This is a genomic window from Candidimonas humi, from assembly GCF_019166065.1.
GTDB classification, from domain to species: Bacteria; Pseudomonadota; Gammaproteobacteria; order Burkholderiales; family Burkholderiaceae_B; genus Candidimonas; species Candidimonas humi.
In genome coordinates, this window is record NZ_JAHTBN010000003.1 from 391,967 (window position 1) to 412,177 (window position 20,211).

Annotated in this window: 21 protein-coding genes and 1 pseudogene; 13 read left to right on the forward strand and 9 right to left on the reverse strand. The window is 62.7% G+C overall.

The window, feature by feature from the left end; translation table 11 throughout:
* Window positions 1–73: 73 nt before the first annotated feature.
* On the forward strand, window positions 74–1,270 hold the full coding sequence (locus KVP10_RS08850) for an alpha-hydroxy acid oxidase (RefSeq protein ID WP_217964194.1): 1,197 nt from the start codon (window positions 74–76) through the stop codon (window positions 1,268–1,270).
* A 54-nt stretch (window positions 1,271–1,324) separates the two neighbouring features.
* Here the strand turns inward: KVP10_RS08850 and KVP10_RS08855 are convergent, their stop codons facing one another.
* Complete coding sequence (locus tag KVP10_RS08855) at window positions 1,325–2,203, reverse strand: IclR family transcriptional regulator domain-containing protein (protein ID WP_343218720.1); 879 nt, start codon at window positions 2,201–2,203, stop codon at window positions 1,325–1,327.
* On the opposite strand from KVP10_RS08855, the gene KVP10_RS08860 reads away from it, so the two are divergent.
* The 7 genes from KVP10_RS08860 to KVP10_RS08890 all read left to right on the forward strand — a co-directional run bounded on the left by KVP10_RS08860 (window position 2,190) and on the right by KVP10_RS08890 (window position 8,406).
* Window positions 2,190–3,083: a TauD/TfdA dioxygenase family protein gene (locus KVP10_RS08860; protein ID WP_217964196.1), complete on the forward strand. Its 894-nt coding sequence runs from the start codon at window positions 2,190–2,192 to the stop codon at window positions 3,081–3,083. The two genes, KVP10_RS08855 and KVP10_RS08860, sit on opposite strands and share 14 nt — an antisense overlap.
* A 27-nt stretch (window positions 3,084–3,110) precedes the next feature.
* On the forward strand, window positions 3,111–4,097 hold the full coding sequence (locus KVP10_RS08865) for a Bug family tripartite tricarboxylate transporter substrate binding protein (protein WP_217964197.1): 987 nt from the start codon (window positions 3,111–3,113) through the stop codon (window positions 4,095–4,097).
* Window positions 4,098–4,328: 231 nt separating this feature from the next.
* On the forward strand, window positions 4,329–4,613 hold the full coding sequence (locus KVP10_RS08870) for a hypothetical protein (RefSeq protein ID WP_217964198.1): 285 nt from the start codon (window positions 4,329–4,331) through the stop codon (window positions 4,611–4,613).
* A 95-nt stretch (window positions 4,614–4,708) separates the two neighbouring features.
* Entirely contained in the window at window positions 4,709–6,235 is a 1,527-nt protein-coding gene (locus KVP10_RS08875; RefSeq protein ID WP_246600493.1) for an MDR family MFS transporter, read from the forward strand.
* A 144-nt stretch (window positions 6,236–6,379) separates the two neighbouring features.
* Entirely contained in the window at window positions 6,380–7,519 is a 1,140-nt protein-coding gene (locus KVP10_RS08880; protein WP_217964199.1) for a metallophosphoesterase, read from the forward strand.
* Between the two features lie 48 nt (window positions 7,520–7,567).
* Window positions 7,568–7,993 (forward strand): helix-turn-helix domain-containing protein, encoded by a 426-nt coding sequence (locus KVP10_RS08885; protein WP_217964527.1) that lies wholly within the window; start codon window positions 7,568–7,570, stop codon window positions 7,991–7,993.
* The gene (locus KVP10_RS08890; RefSeq protein WP_217964200.1) at window positions 7,990–8,406 is read left to right on the forward strand and encodes a VOC family protein; all 417 of its coding nucleotides are present in this window, start codon (window positions 7,990–7,992) and stop codon (window positions 8,404–8,406) included. The genes KVP10_RS08885 and KVP10_RS08890 overlap by 4 nt, the downstream gene beginning before the upstream one ends.
* A gap of 180 nt (window positions 8,407–8,586) precedes the next feature.
* Here KVP10_RS08890 and KVP10_RS08895 read toward each other — a convergent pair whose 3' ends face one another.
* The gene (locus KVP10_RS08895; RefSeq protein WP_217964201.1) at window positions 8,587–9,444 is read right to left on the reverse strand and encodes a transporter substrate-binding domain-containing protein; all 858 of its coding nucleotides are present in this window, start codon (window positions 9,442–9,444) and stop codon (window positions 8,587–8,589) included.
* A gap of 219 nt (window positions 9,445–9,663) precedes the next feature.
* Between KVP10_RS08895 and KVP10_RS08900 the strand changes: the two genes are divergently transcribed.
* Window positions 9,664–10,014 (forward strand): putative quinol monooxygenase, encoded by a 351-nt coding sequence (locus KVP10_RS08900; RefSeq protein ID WP_246600494.1) that lies wholly within the window; start codon window positions 9,664–9,666, stop codon window positions 10,012–10,014.
* A 33-nt stretch (window positions 10,015–10,047) separates the two neighbouring features.
* Here KVP10_RS08900 and KVP10_RS08905 read toward each other — a convergent pair whose 3' ends face one another.
* Window positions 10,048–10,650: a hypothetical protein gene (locus tag KVP10_RS08905; protein ID WP_217964202.1), complete on the reverse strand. Its 603-nt coding sequence runs from the start codon at window positions 10,648–10,650 to the stop codon at window positions 10,048–10,050.
* A 422-nt stretch (window positions 10,651–11,072) separates the two neighbouring features.
* On the opposite strand from KVP10_RS08905, the gene nudC reads away from it, so the two are divergent.
* Window positions 11,073–12,032: an NAD(+) diphosphatase gene (gene nudC / locus KVP10_RS08910; RefSeq protein ID WP_217964203.1), complete on the forward strand. Its 960-nt coding sequence runs from the start codon at window positions 11,073–11,075 to the stop codon at window positions 12,030–12,032.
* Between the two features lie 113 nt (window positions 12,033–12,145).
* On the opposite strand, the gene KVP10_RS08915 is transcribed toward nudC, so the two are convergent.
* From KVP10_RS08915 to KVP10_RS08935, 5 genes are read right to left on the reverse strand one after another with little or no spacing between them, the layout of a single operon-like run.
* Complete coding sequence (locus KVP10_RS08915) at window positions 12,146–14,200, reverse strand: FUSC family protein (RefSeq protein ID WP_217964204.1); 2,055 nt, start codon at window positions 14,198–14,200, stop codon at window positions 12,146–12,148.
* Between the two features lie 10 nt (window positions 14,201–14,210).
* Window positions 14,211–15,677, reverse strand: coding sequence for an efflux transporter outer membrane subunit (locus tag KVP10_RS08920; RefSeq protein WP_217964205.1), 1,467 nt, complete (start codon window positions 15,675–15,677; stop codon window positions 14,211–14,213).
* Entirely contained in the window at window positions 15,674–16,690 is a 1,017-nt protein-coding gene (locus KVP10_RS08925; RefSeq protein ID WP_217964206.1) for an HlyD family secretion protein, read from the reverse strand. The genes KVP10_RS08920 and KVP10_RS08925 overlap by 4 nt, the downstream gene beginning before the upstream one ends.
* On the reverse strand, window positions 16,681–16,896 hold the full coding sequence (locus KVP10_RS08930; protein WP_217964207.1) for a DUF1656 domain-containing protein: 216 nt from the start codon (window positions 16,894–16,896) through the stop codon (window positions 16,681–16,683). Before KVP10_RS08930 ends, KVP10_RS08925 begins: the two co-directional genes overlap by 10 nt.
* Before the next feature lie 60 nt (window positions 16,897–16,956).
* Window positions 16,957–17,475 (reverse strand): MarR family winged helix-turn-helix transcriptional regulator, encoded by a 519-nt coding sequence (locus KVP10_RS08935; protein ID WP_217964208.1) that lies wholly within the window; start codon window positions 17,473–17,475, stop codon window positions 16,957–16,959.
* Between the two features lie 835 nt (window positions 17,476–18,310).
* On the opposite strand from KVP10_RS08935, the gene KVP10_RS08940 reads away from it, so the two are divergent.
* From KVP10_RS08940 to KVP10_RS21415, 3 genes are all read left to right on the forward strand, one after another.
* Window positions 18,311–18,958: a hypothetical protein gene (locus KVP10_RS08940; RefSeq protein WP_217964209.1), complete on the forward strand. Its 648-nt coding sequence runs from the start codon at window positions 18,311–18,313 to the stop codon at window positions 18,956–18,958.
* The gene (locus tag KVP10_RS08945) at window positions 18,945–19,478 is read left to right on the forward strand and encodes a hypothetical protein (protein WP_217964210.1); all 534 of its coding nucleotides are present in this window, start codon (window positions 18,945–18,947) and stop codon (window positions 19,476–19,478) included. The genes KVP10_RS08940 and KVP10_RS08945 overlap by 14 nt, the downstream gene beginning before the upstream one ends.
* A gap of 167 nt (window positions 19,479–19,645) precedes the next feature.
* The gene (locus KVP10_RS21415; protein WP_281421967.1) at window positions 19,646–19,777 is read left to right on the forward strand and encodes a hypothetical protein; all 132 of its coding nucleotides are present in this window, start codon (window positions 19,646–19,648) and stop codon (window positions 19,775–19,777) included.
* Window positions 19,778–19,785: 8 nt separating this feature from the next.
* Here the strand turns inward: KVP10_RS21415 and KVP10_RS21570 are convergent.
* Window positions 19,786–20,148: pseudogene (locus KVP10_RS21570) on the reverse strand (Arm DNA-binding domain-containing protein); the annotation flags it as partial.
* Window positions 20,149–20,211 lie beyond the last annotated feature (63 nt).

Consider the following 20,211-nt stretch of genomic DNA (forward strand, 5'->3'; position numbering starts at 1 on the left):
TGCTTGATAATGCCGTTATTTCTTCGAGCCCTTGGGGCTCCGAGCCTATCCACTTTTCCTACGCAAGACTTTGATGAGCACATCCAGGCCGTCCCGCGCGCTTCGGCGCATCCATTCTCTCGACGATTTCGAACGGCCGGCCCGAGGCCGGCTGCCGCGTCCGCTGTTCAGCTACATCAGCAATGGCGCCGACAATGAGGTGTCGCTGCGCGGCAACCGGGCGGCCTTCGATCAATATGTGCTGATGCCACGCATGCTGGTGGATGTCTCCAGGCGCAACCAGCAGATCGAGTTGTTCGGCCAGCGCTACGATGCTCCCTTCGGCATCTCGCCCGTCGGCCTGGGCGCCATGTACGCCTATCGCGGCGACTTGCTGCTTGCCGGCGCCGCGGCCCGCGCCAATATTCCCGCGGTACTGAGCGGCGCCTCGCTGACGCGGCTGGAAGATGTGGCGAAGGCGGCGCCCGGCACCTGGTTCCAGGCATATATGCCGGGCGATGCCGCGCGCGTCGAGGCGCTGCTCGAGCGAGTCGCGGCGGCCGGCTACCGCGTGCTGGTGCTGACGGTGGATCTGCCTGTTTCCGTCAATCCCGAAAACTATGCGCGCAACGGCTTCAGCTCGCCGCTGCGCCCCAGCCTGAGCCTGGCCTGGCAGGGCGTGAGCCACCCGGGCTGGCTGCTCGGGACTTTCGGCCGCACCTTGTTGCGGCACGGCATGCCGCACTTCGAGAACTGGCGCGCCGAGCGCGGCGCGCCCATTCTTTCCTCCACGCTCGAGAAAGACCTGCAGGCGCGCGACCACTTCAACTGGACGCACGTGCGCCAGATACGGGATCTCTGGAAAGGCAAGCTGGTCGTCAAAGGCCTGGTGCGCTGGCAGGACGCCGTGCTGGCTCGCGATTCGGGCGCGGACGGCGTCATCGTGTCCAATCACGGCGGCCGCCAGGTCGACGGCTCGGTCTCGCCCCTGCATGTCTTGCCCGGCATCGTGAAGGCCGTGCCCGACGTCGCGGTGATGATGGACAGCGGCGTGCGCCGCGGCAGCGATGTGCTCAAGGCCCTGTCCATGGGCGCCCGCTGCGTCTTCGCCGGCCGTCCCTTCAATTACGCGGCCGCGGTGGCCGGTGCTCGAGGCGTGGACCACGCCATCGGCATCCTGCGCAGCGAGATCCACCGCAATATGGCGCTGCTGGGCATCAACCGCCTGGACGAACTGGACGGCACTCTGGTGCGGCATGTGTCCACGCTGCATCCGTCGCCCGGCGTGTAGAAGCGCGGATGGCGCAGGCCGGTGCTCGGCTTCGAAGCGCCGGCCTGCGTATGTCTAGCGGGTCAGGCCGTCGCTGATCTGTCGCGCAAGTTCCTGCAGGCGTGGCAGAAAGACCGGCACTATCGATTCCAGGCTGTGTTTGGCCAAATTCAGGCTGGTGGTCACGGCCCCTACGATTGCGCCCGAACGGTCCTGCAGCGGCACGGCCAGGCCGCAGATTCCCAGTTCCAGATGCTCGCTGGCTATCGCGTAACCGTCAGCGCGGGCCTGTTCCGCGGCCTCCTGCAGTTCGCGCGGCCGGGTCAGGGTGTATGGCGTGAACCGTTCAAAAGAGCAGTCCGCAAAAAATTTCTTGCGCTCGGGGCCGGGCATATGGCCCAGCAGCACATGGCCGCTGGATGTCGCATGTGCGGGCAGCCGTTCGCCGATGACGAGGCGGCGCGAATACGGGCTGCGCAACTCGCTGCGGGCCACGTAGACCACGTCCGTCCTGTCCATGACGGATACCGTGCCTATTTCTCCATATTCTGCGGCGAAGCGGTCCAGCAGGGGCGTTGCAATCTCTCGTATGGACAGTGAGCTCAGATAGGAATACCCGATCTCCAGTACGGCCGGCGTCAGCGAAAACAAGCGGCCGTCGATCCGGGCGTAGTCGAGCGCAACCAGCGTATGCAGCAGGCGCCTGGCGCTCGCCGGCGTGACTTTGGCGCGTTCGGCGACCTGCGAGAGCGTGAGCGCCGGGCTTTCGGGGCCGAAAGCGCAGATCACGGCGATACCTCGAGCGAATCCTTCTACGAATAAATCGCTGTCTTTCGGCGATCCCTTGTCTTTCATGCCGTTCCGCCTTATGATAAAAATTCGGTAAACGAAATTATTTTCGCTAAACGAAAAAATAGCAAGCACCAAATGGAGCAGCCCCATGTTTGAAGTCACCCCGGTCAACGACGGCTTCGTGGCGGAAGTGTCCGGCGTCGATCTGTCCCAGCCGCCTTCCGAAGAACTATCGCAACGATTGCGCGCGGCCCTGGACGAATACGGAGTGCTGGTGATCCCCGACCAGCCTCTAGCCGAAGCCCAACAACTGCAAGTAGCCGCCGCGTTCGGGCCCTTGGAAATCTCTGTGGGCGCGTCGGTATACAACGCCAAGCGCCCGCGCCGCCTCGGGCATGCGCAGTTGTCGGATATTTCGAATCTCGACGAGGCCGGAAAAATCCTGGATGCCGGCGATATTCGCCGCCTGATCAATCTGAGCAATCAGTTGTGGCACACGGACAGCTCGTTCAAGAAGACGCCCGCCTATGCCTCGCTATTGTCCGCCCAGGAAGTGGTCCCGGTGGGCGGCGCTACCGAGTTTGCGGACATGCGCTCCGCCTGGGACGCCCTGGACGCTCAGACCCAGGCCGAGCTCGAAAACCGCGTGGCGATTCACGATTACTTCTACTCGCGCAGCCTGACGGGGTTCGATCTCGACGGCGTCCCGCCCGAATGGCGCGAAATGCAGCCCCCTGTGCGCCAGGTCCTGGTGCGCAAGCATCGGCATGGCCAGCGCAAATCCCTGTATCTGGCTTCGCACATCCGCGCCATCGAGGGAATGGCCGAGGCGCAGAGCGTTGCGCTGCTCGACAGGCTGATGCGGCATGCCACGCAGCCCTCGTTCGTGTATCGCCACCGCTGGCGCGTCAACGACCTGGTCATCTGGGACAACCGCAGCACCATGCACCGCGGCACGCCGTTCGACGGCAAATACCGCCGCGCGATGCGCCGAGCCACCGTGCAGGACATCGGACCTACGGTTGCCGATGCCGCCATCTAAAAGATCAAGACAACAGGAGCCATGATCATGAGGAAAAAACTCTACCCCGCTTTCCTGGGTAGCCTTGCATCGCTTGCCGTCGGCCTGGGCCTGATGGGGGCGAGTTCGACCGCGATCGCCGCGTATCCGGACAAGCCCATAACTCTCATAGTGCCCTTCGGCGCCGGATCGGGGACGGACACGATCTCTCGCGGCCTGGCCCGGGGCCTGTCTCAAAAATTGGGGCAGTCGGTGGTCGTTGCCAACAAGGCCGGCGCGGGCGGCGGTATCGGCACGGAGTATGTCGCGCGCAGCGCGCCCGATGGGTACACGTTTCTCATGGGCACGAACGGCCCTATGGCGGCCAATGCCAGTCTCTACAGTCATCTTCCCTACGATCCGGACAAGGATTTCGAAGCCGTGGCGCTCATGGGCAAATTGCCGATGATCCTGATAGGCAGCAAGACCGCGCCGGCGAAAGATCTCAAGGCGGTGATCGCACAGGCCAAGGCGCATCCCGGCACCGTCAACTTCGGCGCCAGCAACACGACGGCGCGCGTGTGGGTGGAACTGCTCAAGAAAATGGCGGACGTCCAGGTCGTAACGGTGCTCTACAAGGACGTCGGCTCCATGCTCACGGACTTGATCGGCGGCCGGGTATCGTATTCGTTCGAAAACGTCGGGCCGTCCCTCAGTCAAATCAAGGCCGGCAAGCTGAACGGCATTGCGGTTACGGGGGCGCAGCGGGCCTCTTTCGCCCCGGAGATTCCCGCCATGGGCGAGTATGGCCTGGATAAGTATCCGCTCGTCGTCTGGTACGGGATGTTCGCGCCCAAGAACACGCCGAAGGCTATTGTCGACAAAGTCAATGCGGCGGCCAACGAGGTGATGCATACGGAAGCGATGCGCGAGCTTGCCAAACAGGTAGGAATGGAGCCGACCTACATTTCTGCCGATGCGTTCAAGAAATACCAGCAGGACGAGATCGCCAAGTGGCACAAGCTGGTGGACATGACCGGCGTGAAAATAAACTGAGAGGCAGTATGGAGGGCGCGCCCTCCATTATTTTGCGCGGACGGCACTGCTGTCGGTTTATAAAATTTTTTCTATCAATAATTAAAACTATATATGGTTTGTCGCTCCATATATGAAGAGACAAAATACACCTGAGGCCAATTGGCGATAGGCAAAGTAATTGTTTCATGCTATCGCCGATGGGCCCGTGTTTTGTGTGTTTTGTTTATCTTCGATCTATAGGAGTGAGCCATGGCTGCTTACCTGCAAATCACCCTCAAGATTTCGACGGCCAATCGGCCCGATGCCGTCGGGGTCTATCAAAAATACAAGGCGCCATTTCTCGCCACTGCTGCGGGGGCTCGGTCCAAGGAGCTGCTGGTGCGCGATGAGGACGTACAGGTGCTGCACGGCTTCGACAGCAAGCAGAACGCCCAGGCCTATCTGGAAAGCGAGTTGTTCACGACAGATGTGGTCGCTGGTCTCAAGCCGTTGCTGGATGCGGATCCCGAAGTGCGGATATACGAGGTCGCCTGACCACCAGCCGTACAGCAAGGAAGGCGCGCTCATGATGGAAGCATCACTATCTGGACGGCACGTATCGCCATCTCTATTTTCGGATCGATGACATCATGACAGCCACCGACAATACTGAGCGAGAGGCCCAGCCCCGGATTCCCGCAGCTTCGTTTTCGCATGCCGACGCGATGCGTGTGATTTCCGGGGTCATACTTTGCATTCTGTTGGCCGCGCTCGACCAGACCGTGGTGATACCCGCCTTGCCTGCCATTGCCGGCGACTTCGGCACGTACCAGCAGCTTTCCTGGATCGTCGCGGCCTATCTCATCACCTCCACCATCAGCACGCCCATCTATGGCAAGCTGTCCGATACTTATGGCCGCCGGCGCTTGCTCGTGGCCTGTATCGGTATTTTCATTGCGACCTCGATTCTTTGCGCGCTGGCGCAGACCATGCAACAGCTCATAGGGTTTCGAAGCCTGCAGGGCTTGGGGGGAGGGGGCCTGATGGCCCTGGCTCAGGCGACCATCGCGGACGTCGTTCCCCCGCGCGAGCGCGGCCGATATCAGGGGTATTTGTCGGCGGTATGGGCCATTGCCTCGATAGGCGGCCCCCTGGTCGGCGGCTTTGTGGCAGAGCATTGGTCGTGGCGTTGGGTGTTCTGGATCAACCTGCCCCTGGGCGCCATGGCGATGTGGGCCTGCAACAAGGGCTTGCGCCAATTGCAGGCTCCGGTAAAGACCGGAAGCCTGCGTATCGACTTGGCCGGAATGCTCGTCCTGGCGGGTGCAATTTCCTCACTGCTCTTGGCTATGGGGTGGGGCGGCCATGAATACGCCTGGCTGTCCGGCCAGGTGCTGGGCCTGGCGGGCCTGGGAGTGTTGTTGATATTTTTCCTGGTGATTCAAGAGAAGCGGGCCGGCGATCCTGTTTTGCCTCCCGTCGTTTTTACGAATCCGACCTACGTCTTCAGTGTGCTGGTCTCTACTCTGGCGGCGGTGCTGCTGTTTGTGTGCCTCTTTTCCATACCCCTGTATTTCCAGCTAGTCCGGGGAACGACGGCGGCCCAGTCCGGACTCTATGTGGCCCCTTTCATGCTGGCGAATGTGGGGGGCAATCTGCTCGGCGGCATGTATGCACGGCGCTACGGAACCATGCGCGGGGCCTTGCGTGCCGGCAGCGCCGTCACTTTTGCGGGCTTGGCCATGTTTGCTCTTTTGCCCTTCGATGCTCCATTGTGGGCGGTGATAGGCACTATGGTCATTACTGCGCCGGGCATAGGCATCTGCCTGCTGGGAACCATAGTCAGTGCGCAAAACGCCATTCCTGCGAGAGACGTCGGGGCAGGCACCGGCGCATTGCTCGTTCTTCGCTCGGTAGGAGGCGCGAGCGGTTCGACGCTGGCCGGCGCCTTGATTGCTTCGGGGCTGGACATGGCTCATGGTTCCGCCCCGCATGGGGGAGCGCTATTGCATCGCAGTGCCGAGCTCATCGCGAGCTCGGCAAAGCTCGCCGCGAATTTCGAAGCCGTCTACGGGTTTGCGGCCTTGCTTTGCGCAATTGCCTTCCTGGTTACGCTGCGCATGCCGAATACACTGCTGCGAGGCAAGGCTCCTTCTTTGTCTATTGCAGCCGAGTAGGATTGGGCCCCTGGCCCGCCGGCACGAGTCCCGGGGGCGGTTGGTTGGTGTCATGGGTTATTACGTCACCGGCGATCCCGGCTCGGCATGTCGATGCCGCCCACCGTGGCGGCCATAAGTTCCCTCTAGTATTATTTCGAACTTATGGGCACTACTTTATCGTACATTACCGGCGCCATCTGGCTGTATCTGCTGTGGCGTTTCGTCTGGCCTCTGTCGGTAGGCCCGGGTCCGCGGCTACTGTTCGCGCTGGTCTTGTTCTTGGTGGCGGAATCGCACTGGATCATAGGCCGCTATTTCGGAACGCTGGCCTCGCCCGAGTTGCCTCAGTGGATTCTGATCGCAGTGGGTTGGGCTTTCGGTGCTTTTCTGCTGCTGGCCATCTTGATACTGCTGCGCGACGTGGCGGGGGCTCTGGTGTTCGTCGTGGCGCGCGTGCCGGGACGCGCGATCCTGACGGGGCAAGGCCTGCATGTGGCGATCGGGATCGTGGCCATGGTGCTGGCCGGGCTAGGGGTCTGGCAGGCTGTCAAGATTCCGCGGGTAAAAACGATAGCTCTTAGCTTGCCGGGCTTGCCGCCGCAGTTCGACGGCTATTGCATCGTCCAATTGACCGATCTGCATGCCAGCCGCCTGCTGCCGCGGTACTGGCAAGCTGCCGTGGTAAAGAAAACCGATGCGCTCGACCCCGACCTGATCGTGATCACCGGAGACCTGGCCGACGGCACGCCGCGGCTGAGGGCTGCCGATGTGCAGCCCTTCCACGATCTGCGTGCCCGCGACGGCGTCCTCGCGATTCCGGGCAACCACGAATACTATTCCGATTATCGCGACTGGATGGCTGCCGACCGGGCGCTGGGCCTGCGCATGCTGGAAAACCAGCACGTCTTGATCCTGCACGATGGCGCCACCTTGGCGGTCGCCGGCCTTACCGACAGGCAGGCCGGTTCCTTCGGCTTGCCGCGCCCCGATCTGCAGGCTGCCTTGCAGGGGATTCCCGCCGGCGTGCCGGTGATCCTGCTGGAACATCGTCCCGGCGATGCGGCACGCAATGCGCAGGCCGGCGTCGCCCTGCAACTATCGGGCCACACGCACGGCGGCCAGATCCGCGGGCTCGACATCCTGGTGCAGCGAGCCAATAACGGCTTTCTTTCAGGCCTGTATCAGGTCGGTAACATGAAGCTGTACGTCAGCAATGGCACGGGGCTGTGGAACGGCTTCCCCATCCGCCTGGGCCGGCTGTCGGAAATCACGCAGATCGTATTGCATCCGGAGCGGCATTAATTGCAGGACCCGGCCCTTCTGCGCCGCCTGCTGCGAGCCAAGGACCGCATGGACGCCGCCTCGCACGAAGCATGGCCTGTAAGGCGGCTGGCCGAGGTCAGCGGCGTTTCCGAAGCGCATTTCTCCCGCTCCTTCAAGGAAGCCTTCGGCCTGCCGCCTCACCGCTACCTGCTGACACGGCGCATCGAGCAGGCCACCACTTTGCTGCGCGATACCGGGCTCAGCATCACGGACATTGCTTTCGCGACCGGCTGGGAAAGCCTGGGCACCTTCGGCCGCATCTTTCGCGACATTACCGGCTCGAGTCCGGGCGCCATGCGCGTGAAGGTCCGGGCCGAACGGCCCGGGCTCGAGCGTGTGCCCGCCTGCGTCCTGAAGGCCGCGCAGCGTCCCGACCTCACCATCGCAGTTTTGGAGAAGCGCCGCCGCAAGTCTGCGGATACAGTCGGGCTTTCATCCAAGGAGATGTCATGAGCGTAGGTATCAATGTAATGGGCCTGTATGTCGACGACCAGGATGCGGCACTCGCGTTCTATGTCGACAAGCTGGGGTTTCGTGTCCACACGGACGTATGCAATGGACCTTATCGCTGGTTGACGGTCCAGCATCCCGACCAGCCCTCGTTCCAACTGGGCCTCTTCGCGCCGGGCCCGCCCGTCCATGACGAAGCCACCGCGCAAACCTTGCGCGCCATGGTTGCCAAAGGGGCCATGCCGCCGCTTGTGCTTTCGGTGGCCGACTGCCGCGCCAGCTACGCGCGCCTGAAGGCCCTGGGCGTGGAGTTCACCCAGGAACCGACGGACCGCTATGGCAGCGTCGACGCCGGATTCCGCGATCCAGCTGGGAATGGATGGAAGATGATCCAGGCTGCGGAACAGGCGCGGTAAGCCCTTGCGGCGCGGTTTCCCATGCCTCGGATGTGTCCCGGCGCGTCGCCCGTATTCTCCGGTTTGCCGATCGATGCTCGGCGACGGCATTTCTGCAAGTCCGCCGCGCGGGCGATGACGACGCGCGGTAACTCAGTCATAGGCCTTCATGGCGCGCCTCGGGCATGGGCGCTGTCATGGCTAGCCCCCGGTTGCGTCTCCGTGCCCGAGGCGGCGATGCATATGCCGATCACTTGAAGCCGGAACTGTGCCGCGCAGGTCGGCCCGTTCGATGGCCCTGGCTACCGAGCCGTCGGCTTTGGCCTGGGCCATGAAGCGCCGCAGGAAAGGCATGCCTGCCTGACGTCCCTTGGGAATGCCGGCGGCGAAATTTTCCATGCCCCAATGGCCGGGGAGTACGCGTGAGCCTGGCACTTTGTCGGACATCTGGTACAGGATGGCGTCGTTGGTGCCGAAGGCGTCGATCTGGTGCTTGGCCAGCATCTGTGCGGCATGCTGCAGCGTGTCGATGGCCTGGGTCGAAATCTGTGGATACACCTTCAGCAGTTCCTCGGAAGAGCTGCTGCCGCGGCTGACCCCCACCTTCAGCCCGGGCCGGTTCGCATCCGCCAGAGATTTTAGCGGCGAGTCTTGCGGCACCAGCAGGCTTTTCTCGACCGACATGAAGGTCTGGGAGAAATCCATGTGCTGGGCGCGTTCTTTCGTGGCATTGGTGAAGACCACGTCGACCTTGCCGGCTTGCAGCGCCTTCAGCAGCGGCGCGTTGGCCGGATAGACGACTGTTTCGCAGGGCACGCCCAGAGCCGAGGCGAGTTGCCGCCCCAGGTCGTAGGCCACGCCCCTGGCTTCGCGCGGCGTTGCGCCTTCGATGATAGAGGTAGGGCTGCCGCGGTAGACGCCGAGCCGCAACACGCCGGAAGGGGCCAGTACCTGGGCGTCGTTGACTGCCGCCTGGGTTGCGGCGAGGCCGGAACCGGCCACCAGCGCCAGGGACAGCAGGCCCTGCAGGCCGCGGCGCAGGACGGTATTCATATTCATGTTCTCCTCCCGGTTGTTGGGCTGTTATGCCGCCAGTGAGCCCAGTGGCGATCGGGCTTTCCTTGGCCTGGGCAGTTTAGCACCGGAAGATTTTGTTCCCATGTCCGGCCCATGCTGTCCGGAAGGCTGCTTCGGCAAGCCTGAGGGCTAAGCCCTGGGCAAGATCGCCGTGCTCACGCCGGACAGTAAAATAGCCGACGGGGCCGCCTGGCCCCGTACATGACTCCATGGAGTGCGCGCCGTGCGCGCGCTTCTTTTCTTCCTTCGACTCAAGCGATCATCATGTTTATTGTTGCAGCGACATTTACGGTATATGAGACTTCCCTTGACGAATTCCGCCGTGCGATCCTGGAAAATGCTGCGGCATCGGTGCGCGACGAAGAGGGCTGCCGGAGCTTCGAGGTATGCGAGGCCGCTGCGCGGCCCGTGTTCTTCCTATACGAAAAGTATGCCAGCGAAGACGCCTTCAAGCTGCATCTTGCGTCCGCCCATTTCCAATCATTCGATCGGACTTCGAAGCCGTGGGTACAGGACAAGAAGGTCGAGAAGTACACGCTCTTGAACGCATGAGTGCGCAGCAGTATGGCGAGGTCGCCGCTGCGCCTAACCCCGTAACCACTTCTGGTACGCCGCTTGTGTGACTTCCGATACGGACGCCAGCACTTCCTTGCGGTTGACCTGGTGCCGCATCAATAGCCGTGCGTCGGCTGTATTGCGGGATTTGCAGTACCAGTGGCAACTGTGCTGCAGCAGATAGAGTTCTGCCGACAGATGGAATGCCCGGGTTTTGGGGTCCCAGCCTGCTTCATTGTCCACGGCGTAGCGCAGGCCCGTGGCGTGAATCTTGAGTAGAGCCCGAAAATCGCGCATGCGGAATAGAAATCGCTCGGCATACGGCAGGCAGAACGGGAAGGTGCTGATGCCCGTGGCCTCGGGGCTTTCTTTCTGCATGGAGTCCGCCAGGGCTTCGGCCTGGGCCGCGACGCTGCGTTCGGTCGGGGCGTAGGTATCCAGCACCTGAAGCTGGCGGGATTCGTCTTGTTCGTGGATGGCACGAAGATAGCCCTGGGTGAGGGTTTCCATGTGGCGTTCAAGCTGAAGATTGGCGAGATGGCTGCCCAGCAGGGTGATGCGTCCGCGTTGGTAGCGCATGCGGGCCGCTTGCCAGACGACGGCGACGATCAGTAGTGCGATTGCTATATTCATGATTTGCGATCTTGTTCAAATGAAACGTGCGACGAGCCGTCCGGCAAGGGGCTGCCCGGATGGCCCGGAACTTGGTTCAGCCAGCTCCTGATGCTTGTGCCGAATCGGGGCGCCGGCGTGGCGGCGGCCGCCCCTGCCGCAACTTTGCCCGCGCAGGATCGTTATGATACCGGTATCGCTGCTCCGGGGGCGGCGCCGTCGGGCGACGTGCCGCGGCAATCCCCGACCGGCCCCGAAACTCGCCATTTTGATATGCATATATGGCCTGGCGCCTTTGTGCGAGCAACCGGCTGGCGTGGCCATGGGCCGGCGTTTCCATGGCGGCCGGGCGACTTGGTCGTAGAATTCTGATGGCTAATTAACGACCGTTCATGGCCCGATCCGGCGTATCCCGGGGTGCACGGTGCTTATCCGGAGTGCAGATGTATCTTCTAGACCGTTTTTCCGCCATAGGCTTTAATCTGAATCCCCTGGATCGTATGTCCGAGGTGCGCCACGACGAAGACTATGTCGCCGCTCGCCGGCGCGAGGCGTCTACGCAATTCTTTCTGTTTGCCGGCGAGATGCCGGTGCTGAGAGCGAGAGGCGACACGTTCGAGCCCCTGTTCACGCAAGGCGAAGTGGCTGAATGGGGCGAGCCGCTGGCCGATATTTTCCTGGGCCAGGGCGAAGACGGCACGGCGCTGTTCGCGCTGGCATTCGACGAGGCATGCGCCGATCGTGTTGCGGCCGAGCCGGGCCTGGAAATGATGGGCCTGCGATCGATTGCCTTGCGTGGGCTGGTGCCGCCACCCTTGCTCGGTGAAATCGGCGGCGCGAATGCGATGCTGAACTGGCACCGCCGCCATCGATTTTGCGCCAACTGCGGCGCTCCGAGCCGGGTATCATCGGCGGGCTGGCGGCGTGATTGCGATGCCTGTGGCGCGCAACATTTTCCTCGAGTCGATCCGGTCGTCATCATGCTGGCAATCCACGGCGACCGTTGCCTGCTGGGCCGCCAGCCGCGTTTCGCGGCCGGCATGTATTCGGCCCTGGCCGGCTTTCTCGAACCGGGCGAAACGATCGAAGCCGCAGTACGCCGCGAGATCCGCGAGGAAACCGCAATAGCTTGTGCGGACGTCTCGTATTTCGCATCCCAGCCCTGGCCCTTCCCGTCGTCACTCATGATCGGCTGCTTTGCCCGCGCCCTGGACACCGATATCGTCGTCGACACCACCGAACTGGAGGACGCCCGCTGGTTCACGCGCGCCGAAGTCGTCGACATGCTTGCAGGCACGCATCCTGAAGGGCTCTCGACTCCGAAGCCATACGCTATTGCCTACCATTTGCTCAAGGCATTCGCCGAAGATTTGCCGGGGCTCTTGCCTTCTAATCTTGCGTAGCTTCCCGCACGTTTTCCGTGTCACTGCCGGCACAGACGCGAGCACTTTCTCGCGGTTGATCTGATGCGGTATCGGCAGTGGTGCGCTGGCCGTATTGCGCAGGGCGATCCGCTTCAGGATGCCGAGGTGTTTCCGGACAGTTGCTGGCGAGGGAACAGCCCGATGCGCAGGCCGACCAGTCCGAGCAATGCCTCGTCGCGCTCGTTACTGGGCGCCACCTCGTGCAAGCGCGACAGCGAGGCCTCCAGCGCCTCCCGCAACGCCGGCGGCGGCGTCAGCGGCCGCCCGGCACGTCCCTGCGCATCGTAGTAGGCTGATACCTGCTCCAGCAACTGGTTCAGGTTGCCCTGATTGCGGGTCGGCAAGTGGCTGCGGGCACGCCGCAGATTGATGATGTTCAAGCCGATGCGCACTTCGTCGAGCATGTCCACGGCGACGATGTCGCTTTCCGCGGGCAGCGAGGCCAGGCGCGGCGCAAGCAGGCTCAGCAGATCCAGCATGCGCACCATGAACCGGTTGCGGTCGTTCTGTCCGCGCCCTCGCGCCGCGGCGGCAATCAACTGCCATCCTTGGCGGATCAGGCGTCGCGCGCTCCATTCGGCGCCGACCGAACGGAACAGGCGCGTCATGATTGCCGCGAACATCAGGCCGATGACGGTCGACAGCGCTGAATTGACATATAGGGAAAAATCCGCGACGTAGCCGTTTTGCACCGAAAGAAGCGAGGCAAAATTGGTCAGCAATATCATGCCCGGCAGGAACAGCCTGGGGCGTGTGGTGATCAGTCCGATCAACAAGAAATACGGCGCGGTCGCAATGATCAATGGGACGAAGTCGTGGATGGCCGGCATCACGCCGAACAGATAGACGCCGGCCGCGATGATAGACAGGCTGGCCCAGAGCAGGAACGCGAGAATGTTCGGTGCGGGGTCGTCTTGCGCGGCAAAGAACGCCGCGGCCACTGCGGCCATCATCGCGCCGGCGGCGCCGTTGGACCAGCCGACGGCGATCCACAGCAGGCAATAGGCGAACAAGGTGGCGCCCGGGGCCAGCGAGGAAAAAACCAGCATGCTCCAGTCGATATGGCGATTGCCGATGCGCACCAGCCGGCGCAGGTCGATAGGGAAGGCCAAGGGCGGCATCGCGGTGCCGTCCAGGACCGCGCTTTGCAGATGGCGGCTGTCGTACCAGAGTTCGGCCAGTTCCCTCAGGCGCAGCAGCAGACTGTCGCGCAGCAGGTCGCCGCTGTCGAAGGTTTCCTGCAATACCGGGCGCAGGCTTGCGATGCGGCTGCGGAAATCCCGCAGGACGTCCTCCCGGGGCAGGGCGTCCTGGGCGATCCAGGTGCGCAGGTCGTCGATCAATCGGTGCAGGTCGCCGTCTTGTCTTGTGTCGGACCCCTGGTCTCTTGTATCGGACTCCAGATCGTCGAGCCTGTCCTCGATCGAGGACAATACCGGCAAAAGCCCCAGCATATGCGCACGCAGGTCCCGCAGCCGCTCGTCCATTTCGCCGTGGCGCGGATCGTCGCGGCCGGCAAACGGGATGATCAGGTCGAGCTGGGCCAGGTCTGCCGCCATGTGCCGGCGCAATGCGTCCGGACTGCCCTTGCGGTCCAGCACCTGAATGCACCAGGACGCCGCGTCGCGTAGCAGCGCATCCACGCGTCGACGGATCACGGGCTTGATCGAGGCGGGAAACACCACTGCGCCGACGATCACCGCGCACAGGCTGCCGACGATAATCTCTTCGCTGCGCGCGATCGCCGTGCTGAATATGGCATCGGGCTGCGTTGCGCTGGGAAAGCCGATGAAGGCGGCGGTGTAGCCGGCCAGCAAGAACACATATGACGACGGGCCGCGGTGCAGTAGGGCCACGAACAGGCAAAGTGACAGCCACAAGGACAGGGCCAGGCTCAGCATGGAGGGAACCTGGATCAGGACAGGCACGATGGCGACGACCGCCACCGCTGCGATGAGCGTGCCGCAAATGCGGTATATGCCGCGCGAACGCGTGCCGCCCAGCACAGGCTGCATGACCACGTACGCGGTGGTCATGGCCCAGTACGGGCGCGGCAGGTCGAACCGCAAGCCTATCCACAAGGCAAGTGCCGCGGCCAGGAACGACTTGGCCGAGAAAATCCATGCCTGTTTGTCGCGCAACAACATGGCCTGGACCTCAGTGACTGGCGCTACTGGCGGCCACTTCGGTGCCGCGACGCCAGCCGCCGCCCAGCGCCAGGAACAGGTGGATCTGGTCTTGCGATACCTGGGCGGAGGCCGAAGCCAGAGCGGCTTCGGCGCTCGCCAGGGTGCGTTCGGCGTCAAGGCTGGACAGATACGGACGGCGCCCGGCCTGGTACAGGCGGCGTTCGTCGGATGCGGCAGTCTTGGCGCGGTCACGCGCGGTGCGCAGCGCCGCTTCGCGCCGCAGGTCTTCGGCATAGCGGTCGAGTGCGGTCTGGGTTTCCCGCAGCGCCTCCAGCACCACATGGTCGAATTCGGCCAATGCGACCTTGGCGCCGGCCTGCGCCGCGGCAACGCGGGCATGCGCGCCTGCGCCCGGCAGCGACCAGGATATCAGCGGGCCTATGGACCATTCCTGCGTGACGGGCTTGCCGAAGTCGTCGAGCAAGCCGCTGGCGCCCAGCGATGCGCCCAGGCGGATGTCGGGATACAAGGCTGCGGTGGCGACACCGACCTTGGCGGTAGCCGCAGCCAGTGTGCGCTCGGCGCGGCGCACATCGGGACGGCGGCGCAATAGCGCGGCGCCGTCGCCGACCGGGATCGCTTGCTTGAGCACCGGGGCTTCAGCGCATTGCGTGGCCCGTGCCGGCACTTGGTCTGGCGTCAGTCCAAGCAGGGCGGCCAATTCGTAGCCGGCGGCCCGGGTGCGGGCACGCAGAGGGGGCAGGGCGGCCTGTAGCGTCGCCACCTGCGCGTCGGCGCGCGCCACTTCCGCTGGCGTGCCGCGGCCCGCGGCCTGCAGGCGCGCGACGATGTCACGGCTGCGTTCCTGCAACTGTAGCGAATGTTGTGCTACCGCGATTTCGTGGTTGCCGTGGCAGATTTCCGTATAGGCTCCCGCCACCGCGGCCGCCACGCTGATGCGGGCCAAGTCCTGGGCGGCCTGCACGGCCTGGGCATTGGCATGGGCGGCCTCGGCGCCGCGTCGGATGCGGCCGAACAGATCCAGTTGGTACGACACCGAAATGCCGCCGTCGGCGAAGTTATAGACAGGCAACTGCTCGGGCTGCAATAGGGATTCTGCGGACACCCGGCCTCGCGCCGCCGAAGCGTCGATGGCCGTGTTCAGGCCGCCGGCCGCCCGGGCCTGGGCGTATTGCGCCTGTGCTTGCTGCAGCCGCGCAGCGGCGACACGCAGCTCGGTATTGGCCCGCAGCGCCTGCGCGACCAGCGCATTCAATTGCGCGTCGTCATACAGTTTCCACCAGTCTCCTTCGAGCGCGGCCTGTTTCGGGGCTACCGCATCCGACCCCTGGCCGTCCAGCGGCACTGAACGCGTCTGTGCATGGGTAAAGGCCGAATCCTTGGGCAAGGCATAGTCGGGGCCGACGCTTGTGCAGGCGGCCAGCGCCACCGCCATGCAGCCCAGCATGGCATGGAGCAGGGGCAACCGTTTCATGAGTGGCTCGGCCCGGCATGCGCATCATCGACCACACTGACGGTGGCGGAACGGCCGGCGACCAGGCGCAGGCCGTCGGGGACCTTGTCGATACTGATGCGTACCGGCACGCGCTGCGCCAGGCGCACCCAGTCGAAAGCCGGCGTCACATTCGGCAGCAGGGTGGAGCCGTCGCTACGATAACGATCCTCGATGCCGGCAGCGATGCTCTGCACATGGCCGTGCAAGGTGCCGTCCTCGCCCATAATGTGAATGTCGACCGGCTGCCCGGGGCGGATGCCGTGCAGCCGCGTTTCCTCGAAATAGCCATCGACGCGGAACGATGTCGTATCCAGCACCGCCATGACCGGCCGGCCGGCGGCCACGTAGTCGCCGACACGCACAGTCCGGTCGCCAAGGCGGCCATCCACGGAGCTGCGTACCACCGTGCGATCCAGGTTCACCTGCGCCAAATCGACGGCCGCCTTCGTCGTAACGACCTTGGCCTCGGCAGCGACGATGCCGGCTTGCGCCGCGGCAGTCTCGGCGCGGGCGGAGGCCACCGAGGCCTGGGCCCTTTCCAGCTTGGCGCGCCGTACCTCGATTTCCTCGGTGGCCACCAGCCCCTTCAAGGCCTTGTCGCGTGCAGCTTCTCGTTGCAACTGGCGCTGCGCGACTTCGTCTTGCACCAGCGCGGCCTGGCCCCGTGCCAGTGCAGCCCGGCTTTGCTTGACCGCAGCCTGGCTTTGCGCCAGCGCGCCTCGTGCTTGCTCCAGGTCGATCCGGTAGCGTGTCTGGTCGACGACGAACAGCACGTCGCCGCGATGCACTGTCGAATTGGCAGTCACTCGCACGTCGGTTACCAGGCCCGACACGTCCGGCGCGACCTGTACGACATCCGCATTGACGTGGGCGTCGCGCGTCCATGGGTCGTCCATGTAAAAACGCCACAGATAGCGCAGCACCAGCAGGGCGGCCAGCGTCACCAGCAAGGTCAGCGCGATAGGCGCAACCCTCTTCGCATTCATCGCCATGCCAGTATCCCCCGCAGCAACGCGAACACGCCGCCCAATACCAGCACGTAGAGCGACAGATTGAATAGCGGCGGATGCCATACGTGGCGATACGCGTCCGCCTTGATCAAAAGCACGCGCACGCCGTTCTGCAGCAGGAAAGCCAACAGCATCAAGCCGATCAGCGTGGGGATAAAAACGCCGTGAAGACTGAATTCTCCGTACATGACAATGGAAGCAGTTTTATGTTTGGTAAATGAATATGGATATGGAAAGCGGCCGTGGCGTCATTGCCGTTTGGCCGCCCGGGGATTGTTCTTGACGCTGGGCGTCTTCGGCCGGCTTGCGGGCTCGCTCGCCTGGGCGGTGTATGCCAGCGATTCCGATTCCAGCGCGCGCAATACCCGGGTAGCGGTCTCGATGTCCCGAGCCGGAACGTCGCGCAAGATCTGGGCGCGCAGCGCGGCCAGCGATTCTTCCATCTTCTTGGCCAGTGCCTTGCCCGCGGGCAAGAGCGCGACGGTCTTTACCCGGCGGTTGTCGGGAACCTCGCAGCGCTTGAGCAGGCCCGCCGTTTCACCTTGGTCCAGCACGCGTACCAGCGCGGCCGGATTGATGCCGATCTCCGCGGCCAGCGCGCGCTGATGCGCGGCAGCGCCCATGCGGAACGTCAGGATGATGACCAGCGCCAGCGACATAGGTACGTTGTCGTTCGTCAGCACGGTGCCGACAGCCTGCACCCAGGCCCGCTTGGCGGGCTGCAGGGCGATGGTGAAGGCGAAGAGGAGACGGTCGGATTCTTTCACGGCAGGCACCTATGGAAAGATGCTTAGTAAATCGTTGCTTTGTGAATTATAACCATGTCTTCCATTTGCCTCAAAGGCGTTTCGGCCCGAGCGCACCCATGTGAGCCGTTGCGCAGCGAGCACCTGAGATATCGCCCCGATTTCCAATAATCTTGTGCTGGCCTACGTGGCGCAACACTTGCTGGACATGCCTCGCTCGTACTAGCCGAGCATCAGGTTGTCGAACTACGGTTCGTCGTTGCGGCGGTGGGCGACGGGCTGATGTCTCGTGGCGCGGGGGTGCTTCGACTACCCTGGCGCCATTGCAAAAAGCTGCCCAGCAGGCGGCGAGGGTGCCGCGCGTCTTGGAAATTCTGGAGAGTGTTCAGCTCGAGCCCGTGGCTATAGACGGCCCGACAGTGGGCAAATTGATGCGTGCTCAGTATGCGAAGTGGAATAATATTGTGACAGAAATAGGTTATATCAACGGGTAAAGTGACAGTACGCCGATGAACAGAAGCGCCAGAGCAACTGTGCGAATCGGCGGTGGAGGCGGGGCGAGAAATGATCGAGGCCGCCACGAGTCGCACCGGCATACCGTTGCCAAGCAGATGGTACATGCCCGGAATGATGGGATGGCTTCGCTGAAGCGCCTGAAGAGTTAGATGGCCTCCAGAGGGCTGGATGAGACGATCGCACGGGCGGGATTTCCTGAACCCGGAAGGCCGGAAAGTGAATGGGAACTGATCGGGGCGGACGGAGTGCTGGGTGGGCTGCGTAGGCGGTGCTCTCGGAGAGTGTTTTTATGAGTGGAGTTCGTTACTCTGGGGCTCGTTTTACGCGAGCACTTGCAACCATGCCCTTCTTGCTGTGTTGCGCAATGGCGTTCGCGCGCGCCAATCCCGGTATGGCGATGGATCCGACCGTCCCGAAGTCTCTTCGAAGCGGCGATGTCGTCTCCGAGTTCCACGACGGGCGTTATGGCCGATTCTCGCTGCGCTATGTTCACGGAACCTCGATCGTCGAGCTTCGCCATGCAGGACGGGAGACGACTGTCTTGCGCATACCGCGAGGGCATGATCCGGCTCTCGTGGGCGCAGAGATGGGCAATCGATTTCTGCCGCTATCCTTGCAGCCCTATATCGGACAAGGCAAGCTTCTTTTGGTCGTGACACTGCGAACGACCGGGGGAGGCAGCGGCGGCCAGTGCGGCGCTGGTGTGGAACAATACCTCAAGGTCGCGGATGTCCATGCAAGTCGACCCAGAGTAATCGCCTCGCATCTTATCGAGAGTTGTGCCGAAGGTACTGAGTTCGACAGCCGAGGACGGAAGGGGGATCCGTTTCCGTCCTTTTACGTCGCGGGCGGCGAGCTCCGGATTCGCTTCCTTTCTTATAGAAACCGACTTGACGGGCCGTTCGTCGGGCGGTTATCGGCCGATTTTCAGCGGGTCACGATAGAAAAAAGCCATGTGGGAAAGAGGGAGGGCGATGCGCGCTCTTGACTACTTCGGCTTAGCGTTGGCAGCGGCCATCTTTTTAATAGTGCTGCGCGGCCTGATCAAGCTGTTCGTCTATGATGAGTTCGGTTTCAGACTCTCGAAGAACCATCAACGGCGGATCGCGGAAGACCGCGTAGCGTTCGATGACCTGATCGAAAAACTCGCGCCTGCCGTGCGTGCGATCCGCCATCAGCAATGCCCGCGTATTGAGAAAGTCGTCTATTCGTTTTGCAAAAGCGACGATGGCCAATTGGCTTTGGACGAGATCCGAATGTTTGACGGAAAGACCGATCGTCCTGTCGATGTGGATGCGCTACCGGATGGCTGCAAGCCCTTGCTTAAGAAGCTCGATAATCAAGGGTTGCGGGCCGCGTTCGTTCAGTTCGCAAAGAAGCGTCGGTCGCTTGAGTCCACAGACCGGATCGTAATTCATTCAGCTGGTGTCTCTCTAGTCCAAATCGGTTCCGTGCATCTGCCAGGCAGACAGTTGAATGTCGCTGTCGGGAATGGCGGCGATCTGTAAAACCGAGCTTTTTCATGGGCCGTGTGGTTTCAGCCTCCTGTGCAGCCTTGGCCGGCAGGTCTTTGGGTACAAGGTCGTTGTCCAGGTGGTTGAACCTAACGAACTTCGCCCGGCCTATGTCAGGTGCCTGCAGCTTTGCGGTGTGCGAGCCATTGGTCGAAGACGCCTTGGAACCACCGGTCTTCGGCCAGACGCTTCACCAGCATTTCTCGCTTGCGGTGCTTTTGAGGGTGGATGCCTTGTGCGACCTGGGCTCGGGCCGCTTCTCGCGTGCCTCTTCCAGGCTGATCTCGGGGTAAGCCCCCAGCGTCATGCGATGCTGCTTGCTTGGCCAGTAGTAGCGGAAATGCCAGTGTTTGCCCCCGCTGGGCGTGACGCACAAACCCAACCCACGGCTATCACTCAGTGTGTAGACGTTGTCCGCTGGGCTAGCTTGCCGGACTGCAATGTCTGTGAGTGGCATGGTGTTCATGCTCCTCTTGCAGGGCAGGAACTTGAATCGTAGCCCTCCCTGCCAGCATCGCCTATGTAAGTACTCCCTAGGCGCAGAACAAATTATGGCCTCAAATGGAGCATAAAAAACGCTGGCTGTAGGTGGACGTCCCCTGGGTGTTGATAGACGCTCCAGAAACGAAAAAAGGAGCCGAAGCTCCTTTTCTCTGTGTTCCATGGATTTCTATAGATGTCCATGGACGAAAATCTTGGGGCGGGAAACGAGACTTGCACTGGGGCG